Below are 13,572 nucleotides of genomic sequence, written 5' to 3'. Positions count from 1 at the left end.
CAACACAAAGCGGACGAAGTCATTCCCCCATGCCGTACGACCCCAGCACGGTGAATTCGGCCGTGCTGCGCTGCTCGCAGCGCCCCTCCAGCTCCGCCCGGAAGCGGCCGAACGACTCCAGCGACGGCAGCGGTCCGGGCAGATCCGGCCCCATGACGACGTCGACGAAGCTGAGCCCGTCGTCGAGCCGCAGGGTCTGGTAGCGGAACCCGGGCGGGCGGAGCCGGTCCAACTCCCGGTACACCGCGTCGAGCAGGGCCAGATGCTCGTCGAGACGGTCGGCCCGGACCCGGTAACTGATCAGGAGGGTGTCCACGCTCATCGCACCGGCACCGGGACGGCGCCGCGAACGGCGTCCACCAGCTCGGTCACCATGATCGCCAGTTCGGCGGCACGTTCCGGCGCGGGTGCGATGCGGGCGTGCGCGGTCGGGTCCGTGGCGCTCCCGGCGGGCCACTGGAAGTCGGTGAAGAGTCGCAACTCGACGTGGCCCGGTACGACGGCCATGCCCACCTCACCCAGGATCACCCGGAGGTGCTCGGCCGCCTGCCCGCCCCCGCGAGAGCCGTAACTGAGCACTCCGGCCGGCTTGCCGCGCCACTCGGCGTCCAGGTAGTCGATGGCGTTCTTCAGCACCGCCGGGACCGAGCTGTTGTACTCCGGGGTGACGAAGACGAAGGCGTCGTAGGCGGACACCACCGACGACCAGCGACGGGTGTGGTCGTGCCGGTAGTCGCCGAATCGGGCCGGCACCGGCTCGTCGAGCATCGGCAGCCGCTGCTCGGCGAGATCGACCAGCTCGACGGTCAGCCCACCCGCGCGCGCGGCCGGATGCCCGGCCATCGTCTCGGCCGCCCACTTTCCCACCGTCGGGCCACGCCGCCCCGGGCGGCTGCTGCCCACGACCAGGCCCACCGTGATCGGTTCGTTCTCGTGCGTTCTGTCCATGACCCGATCCCACAGCCGTGGGCGACACTCGGGGAGACCGGCGTGAGGGTAGCCCTGGCGGGGCCATGCTCCCCGGCGGCGATCGGGGCAGACTGGACGCGTGATGGACGGCGAATTGGGCGCGTTCCTCCGCAGCCGCCGGGAGGCGCTACGCCCCGAGCAGGTCGGGTTGCCCACCAACGGCCGGCGGCGTACGCCCGGCCTGCGGCGTGCGGAGTTGGCCACGTTGGCCCAGGTCAGCGTGGAGTACCTGACCCGCCTCGAACAGGGCCGGGACACCCGCCCGTCGCCCGGCATCCTCGCCGCGCTGGCCGACGCGCTGCGGCTCGACGACGCCGACCGGCGGCACCTCCAGCAACTCGCGTCGGTCGACCAACGCCGGGAACTGTGCGCGGGTGGGCGGCCGTTCGTGTCGCGTACCGTCCGTCCGCCGGTCCGGACGCTGCTGGAGTCGTTGCGCGACCGACCGGCCTACCTGCTCAACCGGCTCGGCGACGTGCTGGCCTGGAACGAGCCGTTCGACCGGCTGGCGCGCCCGCTGGGGCTGCTCGACGACGAGCAGCCCAACCTCGTGTGGTTCATCTTCGCCGACGAACGGGCACCGGAGCACTTCCCCGACTGGGCCGACCTCGCCGACCAGCAGGTCGCCGACCTGCACCGGTTGCGCGGCGGCGACCCGGCCACCGACGCGTTCGCCGAACGGCTCGACCGTACCGTCGGGGTACCGTTCCGGTCCCGGTGGCAGCGCCGGCCGGTCGCGGTGCAGTCCAGCGGGGTGCGCCGGCTGCGGCATCCGGAGGTGGGGCCGCTGCGGCTGTCGTACGAGACGCTGGAACTCGCCGACGACCAGCAGCGGCTGGTGGTGCAGCAGCCCGCCGACCCGGACAGCGCCACGGCACTGGACCGCCTGCTGGGCCGCCGCCCGGGCGGTCTCCGCTCGGTCGCCGGCTGAGCGGCACTCGACTCGCTCAAGATCCACGCAGGTTCGGGAACTGCCGCCTCCGCCGCCGCTCGGAGGCAGCAACTTTTCCGACGTTGGTGCCTCCCGTCGGGCCGGGTGGGTCAGCGGGCGGTGCGGGTGAGGTCGACGAAGTAGGTGTGCAGGCGGTGGTCGCCGGTGAGTTCCGGGTGGAAGGAGGTGGCCAGCAGGTTGTTCTGGCGTACGGCGACGATCCGGCCGGCCGCCGGGCCGTCGGCCACGGTGCCCAGCACCTCGACACCCTCGCCGACCCGCTCGACCCAGGGCGCGCGGATGAAGACCGCGTGCAGCGGGCCGCCCGGGATGCCGGCGACCTCCACCGGCGCCTCGAACGAGTCGACCTGCCGGCCGAACGCGTTGCGGCGAACGGTCATCGCGATGCCGTCGAAGCCACGCTGGTCCGGCCGGCCGTCGAGCACCTCGGTCGCCAGCATGATCATCCCGGCGCACGAGCCGTAGACCGGCATCCCGTCCGCGATCCGCTTGTCGATCGGGCCGCGCAGCTCGAAGATGTCGACCAGCTTGCTGATCGTGGTCGACTCCCCGCCCGGGATCACCAGGCCGTCGACCGCGTCCAGTTCCGCCGGTCGGCGTACGGTCTGGGCGCGGGCACCCGCCGCAGTCAGGGCCGAGACGTGCTCGCGGACGTCGCCCTGCAGGGCGAGCACACCGATGACGGGTGGCGTCACGTGCGTTCCCTCCGAGGTGTTAGCAGGGGGCCCCTGCTATACACGAGGCGTTAACAAGGTGCCCTTCCTTGCACGTCACCAGCCGCGGTCGGCGAGGCGGTGCGGGACGGGGATGTCGTCGACGTTGATGCCGACCATCGCCTCGCCGAGGCCCCGGGACACCTTGGCCAGCACGTCCGGGTCGTCGTGGAAGGTGGTCGCCTTCACGATCGCGGCGGCCCGCTGGGCCGGGTTGCCGGACTTGAAGATGCCGGAGCCGACGAAGACGCCCTCGGCGCCGAGCTGCATCATCATCGCCGCGTCGGCCGGGGTGGCGATGCCACCGGCGGTGAACAGCACCACCGGCAGTTTGCCGGTCTCGGCGACCTCCTTGACCAGCTCGTACGGTGCCTGCAACTCCTTCGCCGCGACGAACAGCTCGTCGGCCGGCAGCGAGGCCAGGCGGCGGATCTCCTGGCGGATCCGGCGCATGTGCGTGGTGGCGTTGGAGACGTCGCCGGTGCCGGCCTCGCCCTTGGAGCGGATCATGGCAGCGCCCTCGGTGATCCGGCGCAGCGCCTCGCCCAGGTTGGTCGCACCGCAGACGAAGGGGACGGTGAACGCCCACTTGTCGATGTGGTTGGCGTAGTCGGCCGGGGTGAGCACCTCGGACTCGTCGACGTAGTCGACGCCGAGGGACTGGAGGATCTGCGCCTCCACGAAGTGGCCGATGCGGGCCTTGGCCATCACCGGGATGGAGACCGCGTTGATGATGCCGTCGATCATGTCGGGGTCGCTCATCCGCGACACCCCGCCCTGGGCGCGGATGTCCGCGGGGACCCGCTCCAGCGCCATCACCGCGACCGCACCGGCGTCCTCGGCGATCTTGGCCTGCTCGGGGGTGACCACATCCATGATCACACCGCCCTTGAGCATCTCGGCCATGCCGCGCTTGACGCGGGCGGTGCCGACGACCGGGGTGGCCTCGGTGTTCGGGGAAGTCGTCTCGGACACGTTGTCGCTCCTCAGGCGTCCTCGGGAGGTGGCAGCGCAGATGCTACGCCCGGGTGGACGTCGCTCCGACAGCCAATCGGACCCGTGGTGGCCTGCTGTGTGGTCGCCGTCACTCCGACGAGCCGGGCCACCCTGATCAGCCCGGCCAGCGGCTCGGTGGGCGAGGTCAGCGGCTCGACACGTCGGCGGCGGGGATGGTGAGGGTCGGGTCGTCGATGTCGAAGTAGCGCGGCCAGGTGTGCCGGCGTCCCATCCGCAACAGCCGCACCAGCGGGCGGCTGCGTGCCGAACGGGCGTCACGGACCAGGTCGGTGTGCACCTGGCGGGCCAGGGCGAGTCGCCGGCTGGCGGCGATCACCGCCTCGCAGTCGGGGTCGGTGGGGTCGAGTGGGATGCTCCGCAACTGCCGGGTGAGATCGTTCTCGGCCGCCTCCCGCTCCTCCGGCCCGGCGTCGAGGGCGATCCGCGCCGCCGCGTACAACTCGACGCCGTCGCGGCGCTCGGCCAGCACCGCGGCGGCGGCGGCCCGGCGCAGCAGGTGCGCGTCCAGGGCACGGGCGGCGAGTTGGGCACGATCCTGAAGCCGCTCGACCCGGCCGGCGGTCCAGATCAGGTACACCGCGACCAGGGCGACGACCAGCGTCACGCCCACCGCCCACCACATGCCCGGCATCGTAGTGCTGCTCCCGTTCCTCCCGATCAGGTCAACCCACCCACTCCTGGTCGATCACCCGCCCGTCGGTGGCCTCGATCGCCGCTGCGTATACCTCCAGAACCCGGCGGGCAACCACGGGCCAGTCGAAATTCGCCACCACCTGGTCGCCGCAGGCGGTCAGTTCCGCCCGCTGCTCCGCGTCGTCCAGCAACTGCGCCAGCGTGGCACGCAAGGACACCGCGTCGCCGGTCGGGAACAACCGGCCGGCCCGGCCGCCGTCGAGCACCCGGCGGAAGGCGTCCAGGTCACTGGCCACGACGGTGGTGCCGGCGGCGAGTGCCTCGGTGAGGATCATGCCGAAGGACTCACCGCCGGTGTTCGGCGCGACGTAGAGGTGCACGCTGCGCAGCATCCGCGCCTTGTCCTCCTCGGAGACCAGACCGAGGAAGGTGACCTGGTCTCGCAGGTCGGCCGGGAACCGGTCGAACAGGTCGTCCGGGTCGCCGGGGCCGGCGACCAGCAGGCGCAGGCCGGGTCGCCGCCGGGCCAGCTCGACGAAGGCGTCCCGCAGGATCGGGAATCCCTTGCGGGGTTCGGTGAAGCGGCCCAGGAAGCCGAGTGTGCCGCCGGTGCCCGGCCCGCACTCCCCCGGCCAGCCGGGCAGCGGCTCGACTCCGGCGAACTTGGCCACCGCCACCCCGTTGGGGATCTCCACCGCCCCGCCGTCCAGATGCTCGACCTGCACCTTGCGGGCCAGGGCGCTCACCGCGATCCGCGCGGTGATCCGCTCCAGCACGATCTGGAGCACCCCCTGGGCGGCGGCGAGCATCCGCGACCGGGTCATCGCGGTGTGGAAGGTGGCCACCACCGGCCCACGGGCGGAGAGCACGGCGAGCATGGACAAGCTCAACGCGAGCGGTTCGTGCACGTGCAGCACGTCGAAGTCGCCTCGGATGATCCAGCGGCGGACCCGGGCGGTGGAGACCGGACCGAACGCGATCCGGGCCACCGAGCCGTTGTACGGCAGGGGCACCGACCGACCGGCCGACACCACGTACGGCGGCAGCGGCGAGTCCTCGTCCGCCGGGGCGAGGACGCTCACCTCGTGCCCGAGCCCGATCAACGCCTCCGCGAGATCCATGACGTGGTTCTGCACCCCGCCGGGTACGTCGAAGGAGTACGGGCAGACGATGCCGATCCGCATTGCGCCCGTCCCCTCAGTCCAGCCACATCCGTTGCAGCATGTGCCAGTCTTCCGGATGCCGGGCGATGCCCGCCGCGAGACGGTCGGCGATCAGCTGGGTCAGCGATCGGACCCGCACGTCGAGCGAGCCCGTCTCGGGTCCCGGCACCGGCAACGGACCTTCCAGTGAGGCACAGGCCGCATCCGGTTCGTACCACATCGACGCCACGTACAACGGCGCGCCGGTGCGCAGCGCGAGCAGCGCCGGGCCGGGCGGCATCCGGGTCCGACCACCGAAGAAGTCGACCTCCACCCCACGGGCGGAGAGGTCCCGGTCGGCCAGCAGCGGCACCACCGTCCCGGCGGTCAGCCGGTCGGTGAGCACATCCAGCGGCGGCCGCTCGCCGCCGACGGTGGGCAGGATCTCCATCCCCAGACGCTGCCGGAAGGCGACGAACCGCTTGAAGACGCCCTCCGGCTTGAGCCGTTCGGCGACGGTGGACAACGGCCAGCCGTTGGCGGCGACCCACGCTCCGGCCGCGTCCCAGTTGCCGGCGTGCGGCAACGCCACCACCGCGCCACGCCCGGCGGCGACGTCCGCCGCGAGCACCTCGGCGCGATCCAGCCGGAACCCGGCGAGCAGCTGCTCACGGCTCAGCGCGGGCAGCCGGAACGCCTCCATCCAGTAGCGGGCGTAGGAGCGCAGGCCACGCCGAACCAGGTCGTCGAGTTCGGCCTCGGACAGTTGCGGCCCGACCACGCGGCGCAGGTTGGCGCGGAGCCGGGCGGCACCCGGACCCCGGCGACGGTGGGCGCGGTCGGCTCCGGCGGTGAACGCGGCGGCGGCTACCGGCCGGGGCAGTACGCGGACCAGCCGCCAACCGGCGACGTAGCCGAACTCGGTGAGGTTCACCGGATACCCCGCCCGGCTGTGCCGCTCACCCCGTGCCACCCGGCACGTCGGCCTGCTGGGCCTGCCGGTACACGTGCCGCATCCGCTGGCCGACGGTGAACAGGGAGACCGCCGCGAGCAGCCAGAGCGCGATCGGCAGCGCCACCGGGTGGACCAGTTCGGCGAGCAGGCCACCGACGCCGACGATCAGCAGTCGTTCCGTACGCTCGGCGATGCCCACGTTGCAGGTCATCCCGAGCCCCTCGGCGCGGGCCTTGACGTACGACACGAGCCCGCCTGCGGCCAGGCAGATCAGCGCGGCGGCCAGGCCCGCGCGGTCGCCCTCGGTGGCCAGGTAGAACGCGACCGCGCCGAAGACCGCGCTGTCGGCGACCCGGTCCATGCTGGAGTCGAGGAAGGCACCGAAGCGGGTCGAGCCGCCACTCATCCGGGCCATCGTCCCGTCGAGCAGGTCGGTGAGCGCGAAGACCGTCACGATCAGCGCACCGGCGACCAGGTGGCCTCGGGCACCGAAGCCGAGCGCGCCGACGAGCACGCCGAAGGTGCCGGAGACGGTGACCGCGTTGGGGGACACGCCCGCGCGCAGCAGGCTACGGGCGATCGGCTCGACGACGCGGGTCATCCCCGCGCGGGCCGACACTTGGAAGATCTTCGCCATGGCGGTCCCACGATATCGGTCGGCGTTCGACCGACGACACCGCCCGCCACCAGCCACGCTCACCCGGCGTGGCACGGCCGCGTCGGACCGACCCGGCGCGGCGGTCGAAGAGGCTTGTGTCCGGTCGCCATCGGGTGTGAGATCGGACCAAGAGGGTGACCCGGCTCACCCCACCGGCTGTTGACTGCCCGGTTCCCAGTGCAGCACCGGAGGATATCGCCGCAGCACCCCGCCCGGGCCGCATTTCCCGTCGCGTGCGGCGGTCGCCACCACCACCGGCTGAGGGAGGTGCGCCCGATGGCGCAGAGGAGTCAGGACAAGGGAGCCACCGGCGGCATACCGGTGGTGACCGACCCGGCCAGGATCCGCAACGTGGTGCTCGTCGGGCATTCCGGGGCGGGCAAGACAACGCTGGTCGAGGCGTTGCTCGCGGCCTCCGGCACGATCACGCGGGCCGGCACGGTCACCGACGGCACCACCGTCTGCGATCACGATCCGGCCGCCGTACGCCAGCAGCGTTCGGTCGCCCTGGCCTGTGCGCCGCTGATCCACGACGGGATCAAGGTCAACCTGCTCGACACGCCCGGTTACGCCGACTTCGTCGGCGAGTTGCGCGCCGGGTTGCGGGCCGCCGACGCCGCGCTCTTCGTGGTCTCCGCCGTCGACGGCATGGACGCGGCCACCGCCGCGCTGTGGGAAGAGTGCGCGGCGGTGGACATGCCCCGCGCGGTCGCGGTGGCCCGGCTGGACCATCCCCGTGCCGACTTCGACGAGGCGGTGGCGCTGTGCCAGCGGGTCTTCGGCGACAACGTGCTCCCGCTCTACCTGCCGATGCTCGGTGACGACGGCGAGTCCACCGTCGGCCTGCTGGGGTTGATCACGCGGCGGGTCTTCGACTACACGGATGGGCTGCCGCCGCAGGTGCGCGAGCCCGACCCGGAGCACCTGCCGGCCATCGCCGAGTCCCGCAACGAGCTGATCGAGGGGATCATCGCCGAGAGCGAGGACGAGACCCTGATGGACCGCTACCTGGACGGCGAGGAGATCGACGCCGCCGTCCTGGTGGAGGACCTGGAGAAGGCGGTCGCCCGTGGCCACTTCTACCCGGTGGTGCCGGTCTGCTCGGCGACCGGGGTCGGCGTCGACGCGCTGCTGGAGGTGCTCACCGCCGGTTTCCCCGCCCCGCCGGAGCACACCCTGCCCGCGGTGACCGGGGTGGACGGCTCGCCCCGACCCCCGTTGACCTGCGACCCGGACGGTCCGCTGGTGGCCGAGGTGGTGCGGACCACCATCGACCGGCATGTCGGGCGGGTCTGCGTGGTCCGCGTCTTCTCCGGCACGCTACGCCCGGACCAGACCGTGCACGTCTCCGGTCACGGCCTGGCCGAGCGCGGCCACCCCGACCACGACGCCGACGAGCGGATCGCCCACCTCTACAGCCCGCTGGGGGCCACCCTGCGCGAGGTGGGCGTGGCGGTGGCCGGTGACATCTGCGCGATCACCAAGTCCGGCAGCGCGGAGACCGGTGACACCATCTCGGCCAAGGAGAACCCGCTGCTGGTGGCACCGTGGGAGATGCCCGAGCCGCTGCTGCCGGTGGCGATCGTGGCGAAGTCCCGGTCCGACGAGGACGCCCTGGCCCGCAACCTGGGCCGGCTGGTGGCCGGTGACCCGACGCTGCGGCTGGAACGCAACCCGGAGACGCACCAACTGGTGTTGTGGTGCATGGGTGAGGCGCACGCCGACGTGGTCCTCGACCGGCTGCGCGCGGGCGGGGTGGAGTTGGACACCGAGCCGGTGCGGGTGCCGCTGCGGGAGACGCTGACCGTGCCGGCCCGGGGGCACGGCCGACACGTCAAGCAGTCCGGCGGGCACGGGCAGTACGCCGTCTGCGACATCGAGGTGGAGCCGTTGCCGCGCGGCGGCGGCTTCGAGTTCGTCGACCGGGTGGTCGGCGGCGCGGTCCCGCACAACTACATCCCCTCGGTGGAGAAGGGGGTACGCGCTCAGATGGAGCGCGGCCTGGTCGCCGGCCACCCGGTGGTGGACCTGCGGGTGACCCTGGTCGACGGCAAGGCGCACAGCGTGGACTCCTCCGACGCGGCGTTCCAGACCGCCGGGGCGCTGGCCCTGCGGGACGCCGCCGACCGGGGGCAGCCGACGCTGTTGGAGCCGGTCGACGAGGTGACGGTGCGGGTGCCCGACGGCAACGTGGGCGCGGTGATGGGCGACCTGTCCGGGCGGCGTGGCCGGGTGCTCGGCACCGAGGCGGATCCGGACTCCGAGGGCCGCACTCTGGTCCGCGCCGAGGTGCCCGCCACGGAGCTGCTGCGCTACGCCGTGGAACTGCGCGCGATGACCGCCGGAGCGGGCACCTTCCGCCGCCACTTCGTCCGCTACGACCCGATGCCCGCCCACCTGGCCGACCGCATCCGCAAGGAGCACGGCTGAGCGGGCGGCGTCACGCAGACCCGGCCGCAGCCGATCAGGGGCGGGCGGTGGGGAGCATCGGGCTGGGCCAGTAGGGGCGGTCGGCCTCCCGCAGCGCCGCGGTACGCAGGGCGGCGAGTTGCCGCTCCACCTCGGCGAAGTGGTCGGGGGCGAGCGGGCCGAGGGCCAGCGCGGCGGCGTTCTCCTCGACCTGGGCGACGGTGCGGCAGCCCGGGATCGGGATGGCCCGAGCGCTGCGCGCCCAGATCCAACCCAGCGCGCCCTGGGCCAGGGTGCGCCCGTCGGCGGTCAACGTCGCGCGGACGGCGTGCACCCGGCGCAGCCACTCCGGCGCCGGCCGGCCACCCCGGAACCACTCCAGCCAACCCGAGGACATCCCGCGCACGTCGTCGCGGGGCAGGACCGACTCGGGGCGGTACTTGCCGGTGAGCAGCCCCATCCCGAGCGGGCCACGGTTGACGCTGGCCAGGTCGTACTTCTCGCAGATGGCGAGCAGGTCGGGCGCGTCACGCAGCACCGACAGGCTGTGCTGCACGGCGGCGGCGTGCGGGGCGTCGTGCCCGAGGGCCGCCGCCCGGTCGGCCCGGTCGGTGCTCCAGCCGTATGCGCGCACCAGTCCGTCGGCGACCAGCTCCTCCAACGCGCCGATCAGCTCGTGGGCGCGGGCCACCGGCAGGTCGGCCAGGTGCAGTTGGTAGAGGTCGATGTGGTCGGTATCGAGGCGGCGCAGCGACTCCCACACCGCCCGCCGCAGGTACGCCGGTGAGGCGTCCGGCCCGATGGCCTGCCGGGTGCGTTCGTCGAACGTGTATCCCCACTTGGTGGCGATGACCGCCTCGTCGCGGCGACCGGCCAGGGCCCGGCCGAGGATCCGCTCACCGTGTCCCGCGCCGTAGCTGTCGGCGGTGTCGAAGAGCGTCACGCCGAGGTCGAGCGCCCGACGGATCGCCCGTACCGACTCCTCGTCGTCGACGGCCCCCCAGCCCAGCGGGATGCGTCCCTCGGCCCACGGGCCGGCGATCGCCCAGCAGCCCATGCCCAGGGCGCTGACCTCGATGCCGCTGCGGCCCAGCGTCCGCGTCGACTCTCCCACCGGCGCATCGTGCCATCTTTCGGGCAGACGTTGACGAACATCCAGCACGACCATCCGTACGGCCACAGATGTCGTACGGATCACCCACTGGCGGGCGGATCTCACGCTCTCCCAACCGCCGCGCGGGCGACCTGCGGCTGGCCGGAGAAGTCACCGGTCATCCCACCACCCTTTGCTCTACTCACCGATACGCAACGGTTCCGCTTCGTAACCGGTGCGCGGGGTGAAGCAGAGCAGAGGGTGTGGGTACCGGTAGGTTGCCGGAACCGGATGCGGACGCGCGACCAGGCGACCCGAGCCGGACGCGACGGCGGCGGCGTGGGCGGGTCAGGCGGGCCAGGCGCGGGCGAGCAGGTCGCGGGTGTCGGCCAGCAGTTGCGGCAGGACCTTGGTCTGCCCGATCACCGGCATGAAGTTGGCGTCGCCGCCCCAGCGGGGCACCACGTGCTGGTGCAGGTGGGCGGCGATCCCGGCACCGGCCACCCCGCCCTGGTTCATGCCCAGGTTGAAGCCGTGGGCACTGCTGACCTTGCGGATCACCCGCATGGCGGTCTGGGTGAACGACGCCAGCTCGGCCGTCTCCGGCCCGTCCAGGTCGGTGTAGTCGGCCACGTGTCGGTACGGGCAGACCAGCAGGTGCCCCGGGTTGTACGGGTACAGGTTGAGCACCACGAACACGTGCTCACCACGGGCGACCACCAGGCTCTCCCCCGGTGGCCGCCCCGGGGCCAGGCAGAACGGGCAGCCGGAGGGTCGCTCGTAGCCGCCCTCCGGGCGGTCCTCCCCGGAGATGTACGTCATCCGGTGGGGCGTCCAGAGCCGGTCCAGCCCGTCGGCCATGTCCTTGTCGGTGTGCTCCTCCGCCCCAGTCACACGGCGATCCTACGACCCCGCCCGTCGATCACATCTCGGCGGAGGGGCCGGTGTTGGTCCGGGAGGCGACCACGTCGAGGACGTGGGTGACCGCCTCGGCCAACGGCACTCCGTTGCGCTGGGAGCCGTCCCGGTACCGGAACGAGACGGTGCCGGCGGCCACGTCGTCGTCACCGGCGATCACCATGAACGGGATCTTCTGCTGCTGCGCGGTGCGGATCTTCTTCTGCATCCGCTCGTCACCGGCGTCGACCTGGGCGCGGATCCCCTCGGCGCGCAGCGCCGCGACGAAGCCGTGCAGGTAGTCGGCGTGGTCGTCGCGGATCGGGATGCCGACCACCTGCACCGGAGCCAGCCAGGCCGGGAAGGCCCCCGCGTAGTGCTCGGTGAGCACGCCGAAGAACCGCTCGATCGAGCCGAAGAGCGCCCGGTGGATCATGACTGGCCGCTGCCGGGTGCCGTCGGCGGCCTGGTACTCCAGACCGAACCGCTCCGGCTGGTTGAAGTCGACCTGGATGGTGGACATCTGCCAGGTCCGGCCGATGGCGTCCTTGGCCTGCACGGAGATCTTGGGACCGTAGAAGGCGGCGCCACCCGGGTCCGGCACCAGGTCCAGGCCGGAGGTCTCGGCGGCGGTGCGCAGCGCCTCGGTGGCCTCCTCCCAGTCGGCGTCGGAGCCGATGAACTTCGGTGAGTCGTCGCGGGTGGACAACTCCAGGTAGAAGTCGTCCAGGCCGTAGTCACGCAGCAGGTCCAGCACGAACGACAGCAGGGTGGTCAACTCGCCGGGCATCTGCTCGCGGGTGCAGTAGATGTGCGAGTCGTCCTGGGTCAGGCCGCGTACCCGGGTCAGCCCGTGCACCACACCCGACTTCTCGTACCGGTAGACGGTGCCGAACTCGAACAGCCGCAGCGGCAGTTCGCGGTAGGACCGGCCGCGCGAGCGGAAGATCAGGTTGTGCATCGGGCAGTTCATCGCCTTGAGGTAGTACTCCGCCCCCTCCAACTGCATGGGCGGGAACATCGTCTCGGCGTAGTACGGCAGGTGGCCCGAGGTCTGGAACAGCTGGGCCTTGGTGATGTGCGGGCTGTTGACGAACTCGTACCCCGCCTCGGAGTGCCGGCGACGCGAGTAGTCCTCCAGCTCCCGGCGGATGATGCCGCCCTTGGGGTGGAAGACCGCCAGACCGGAGCCGATCTCGTCGGGGAAGCTGAACAGGTCCAGGTCCGCGCCGAGCTTGCGGTGGTCGCGGCGGGCGGCCTCCTCCAGCAGCTTCAGGTACGCCTTCAACCCGTCGCGGGTCGGCCAGGCGGTGCCGTACACCCGCTGCAACTGCGGGTTCTTCTCCGAACCGCGCCAGTACGCCGCGGCCGACCGCATCAGCTTGAACGCACCGATCAGCCGGGTGTTGGGCAGGTGCGGCCCCCGGCACAGGTCCGACCAGCAGACCTTGTCCTCGTCGGCGGCGAGGTTGTCGTAGATGGTCAGCTCGCCCCCGCCGACCTCCATCACCTCGGAGGAGTCCAGCCCCTCGCCCTTGACGTCGATCAGCTCCAGCTTGAACGGCTCGGCCGCCAACTCGGCCTTCGCCTCGTCCAGGCTGTCGAAGCGGCGACGCCGGAACCGCTGCCCCGACTTGATGATCTCCTGCATCCGCTTCTCGAGCCTGGCCAGGTCGTCGGGCTGGAACGGCTTGTCCACCGCGAAGTCGTAGTAGAAGCCGTTGTCGATCGGCGGACCGATGCCGAGCTTCGCCTGCGGGTAGATGTCCTGCACGGCCTGGGCCAGCACGTGGGCCGTGGAGTGGCGCAGCACGTTCAGCCCGTCCGGGGAGTCCAGCGCGACCGGCTCGACCACGGTCTCCTCGGCCGGACGCCAGTCCAGATCGCGCAGCACGCCGCGCGGGTCGCGGACCACCACGATCGCCCGGGGGCCGTTGGTGGGCAGCCCGGCCGAGGCCACCGCATCGGCCGCCGTCGTCCCGGCGGCGACGACGACGGGGTCGGCCACGGCGGGGGTACGGGATGCGGACACGGGTGACTCCTCGCAGCAGACGTTACGGATGGTGCCGATGGTGGCTCACTGATGCTATCGGTCGCCGGGGGACACGCCGCCGTCGACACCGACGGCAGCCGA

Annotated in this window: 13 protein-coding genes; 2 read left to right on the top strand and 11 right to left on the bottom strand. The window is 72.2% G+C overall.

Annotation, left to right across the window (positions count from 1 at the left end; all coding sequences use genetic code 11):
- Positions 1–19 precede the first annotated feature (19 nt).
- Both FF096_RS13305 and FF096_RS13300 read right to left on the bottom strand, forming a co-directional pair.
- Complete coding sequence (locus FF096_RS13305; protein ID WP_155217915.1) at positions 20–322, bottom strand: hypothetical protein; 303 nt, start codon at positions 320–322, stop codon at positions 20–22.
- A complete protein-coding gene (locus FF096_RS13300; RefSeq protein ID WP_155217913.1) occupies positions 319–948 on the bottom strand; it encodes an NADPH-dependent FMN reductase in 630 nt (209 codons plus the stop codon). Before FF096_RS13300 ends, FF096_RS13305 begins: the two co-directional genes overlap by 4 nt.
- Before the next feature lie 103 nt (positions 949–1,051).
- Here FF096_RS13300 and FF096_RS13295 point away from each other — a divergent pair, with 103 nt between their 5' ends.
- Complete coding sequence (locus FF096_RS13295; RefSeq protein WP_155218132.1) at positions 1,052–1,900, top strand: helix-turn-helix transcriptional regulator; 849 nt, start codon at positions 1,052–1,054, stop codon at positions 1,898–1,900.
- A 110-nt stretch (positions 1,901–2,010) separates the two neighbouring features.
- Here the strand turns inward: FF096_RS13295 and pdxT are convergent, their stop codons facing one another.
- The 6 genes from pdxT to pgsA all read right to left on the bottom strand — a co-directional run bounded on the left by pdxT (position 2,011) and on the right by pgsA (position 7,018).
- Positions 2,011–2,616 (bottom strand): pyridoxal 5'-phosphate synthase glutaminase subunit PdxT, encoded by a 606-nt coding sequence (gene pdxT, locus FF096_RS13290; protein WP_309223218.1) that lies wholly within the window; start codon positions 2,614–2,616, stop codon positions 2,011–2,013.
- A gap of 75 nt (positions 2,617–2,691) precedes the next feature.
- Positions 2,692–3,609, bottom strand: coding sequence for a pyridoxal 5'-phosphate synthase lyase subunit PdxS (pdxS, locus tag FF096_RS13285; RefSeq protein WP_309223217.1), 918 nt, complete (start codon positions 3,607–3,609; stop codon positions 2,692–2,694).
- Positions 3,610–3,775: 166 nt separating this feature from the next.
- Positions 3,776–4,282, bottom strand: a complete 507-nt coding sequence (locus tag FF096_RS13280) for a hypothetical protein (protein ID WP_155217911.1) — start codon at positions 4,280–4,282, stop codon at positions 3,776–3,778.
- Positions 4,283–4,313: 31 nt separating this feature from the next.
- Entirely contained in the window at positions 4,314–5,468 is a 1,155-nt protein-coding gene (locus FF096_RS13275) for a glycosyltransferase family 4 protein (RefSeq protein WP_155217909.1), read from the bottom strand.
- A gap of 13 nt (positions 5,469–5,481) precedes the next feature.
- On the bottom strand, positions 5,482–6,360 hold the full coding sequence (locus FF096_RS13270; protein WP_309223280.1) for a phosphatidylinositol mannoside acyltransferase: 879 nt from the start codon (positions 6,358–6,360) through the stop codon (positions 5,482–5,484).
- Between the two features lie 25 nt (positions 6,361–6,385).
- Entirely contained in the window at positions 6,386–7,018 is a 633-nt protein-coding gene (gene pgsA / locus FF096_RS13265) for a phosphatidylinositol phosphate synthase (protein ID WP_155217907.1), read from the bottom strand.
- Positions 7,019–7,315: 297 nt separating this feature from the next.
- Between pgsA and FF096_RS13260 the strand changes: the two genes are divergently transcribed.
- Positions 7,316–9,469 carry an elongation factor G-like protein EF-G2 gene (locus FF096_RS13260; protein ID WP_155217905.1) on the top strand — a complete coding sequence of 718 codons (2,154 nt, stop codon included), beginning with the start codon at positions 7,316–7,318 and terminating at the stop codon, positions 9,467–9,469.
- A gap of 34 nt (positions 9,470–9,503) precedes the next feature.
- On the opposite strand, the gene FF096_RS13255 is transcribed toward FF096_RS13260, so the two are convergent.
- The 3 genes from FF096_RS13255 to thrS form a co-directional block, all read right to left on the bottom strand.
- Positions 9,504–10,562, bottom strand: coding sequence for an aldo/keto reductase (locus tag FF096_RS13255; protein WP_309223216.1), 1,059 nt, complete (start codon positions 10,560–10,562; stop codon positions 9,504–9,506).
- A gap of 327 nt (positions 10,563–10,889) precedes the next feature.
- Positions 10,890–11,402: an HIT domain-containing protein gene (locus FF096_RS13250; RefSeq protein ID WP_155218125.1), complete on the bottom strand. Its 513-nt coding sequence runs from the start codon at positions 11,400–11,402 to the stop codon at positions 10,890–10,892.
- A gap of 61 nt (positions 11,403–11,463) precedes the next feature.
- Entirely contained in the window at positions 11,464–13,470 is a 2,007-nt protein-coding gene (gene thrS, locus FF096_RS13245) for a threonine--tRNA ligase (protein WP_309223215.1), read from the bottom strand.
- Positions 13,471–13,572 lie beyond the last annotated feature (102 nt).

The sequence above is a fragment of the Micromonospora sp. CP22 genome (assembly GCF_009712475.1).
Classification (GTDB): domain Bacteria; phylum Actinomycetota; class Actinomycetes; order Mycobacteriales; family Micromonosporaceae; genus Micromonospora.
This window is presented reverse-complemented; position numbering and strand designations above follow the sequence as displayed.

Bases quoted from the DNA above. Each gene is read 5' to 3' on its own strand.
- FF096_RS13305 (WP_155217915.1), bottom strand. From the start codon at position 322: ATGAGCGTGGACACCCTCCTGATCAGTTACCGGGTCCGGGCCGACCGT.
- FF096_RS13300 (WP_155217913.1), bottom strand. From the start codon at position 948: ATGGACAGAACGCACGAGAACGAACCGATCACGGTGGGCCTGGTCGTG.
- FF096_RS13295 (WP_155218132.1), top strand. From the start codon at position 1,052: ATGGACGGCGAATTGGGCGCGTTCCTCCGCAGCCGCCGGGAGGCGCTA.
- FF096_RS13280 (WP_155217911.1), bottom strand. From the start codon at position 4,282: ATGCCGGGCATGTGGTGGGCGGTGGGCGTGACGCTGGTCGTCGCCCTG.
- FF096_RS13275 (WP_155217909.1), bottom strand. From the start codon at position 5,468: ATGCGGATCGGCATCGTCTGCCCGTACTCCTTCGACGTACCCGGCGGG.
- pgsA (WP_155217907.1), bottom strand. From the start codon at position 7,018: ATGGCGAAGATCTTCCAAGTGTCGGCCCGCGCGGGGATGACCCGCGTC.
- FF096_RS13260 (WP_155217905.1), top strand. From the start codon at position 7,316: ATGGCGCAGAGGAGTCAGGACAAGGGAGCCACCGGCGGCATACCGGTG.
- FF096_RS13250 (WP_155218125.1), bottom strand. From the start codon at position 11,402: ATGGCCGACGGGCTGGACCGGCTCTGGACGCCCCACCGGATGACGTAC.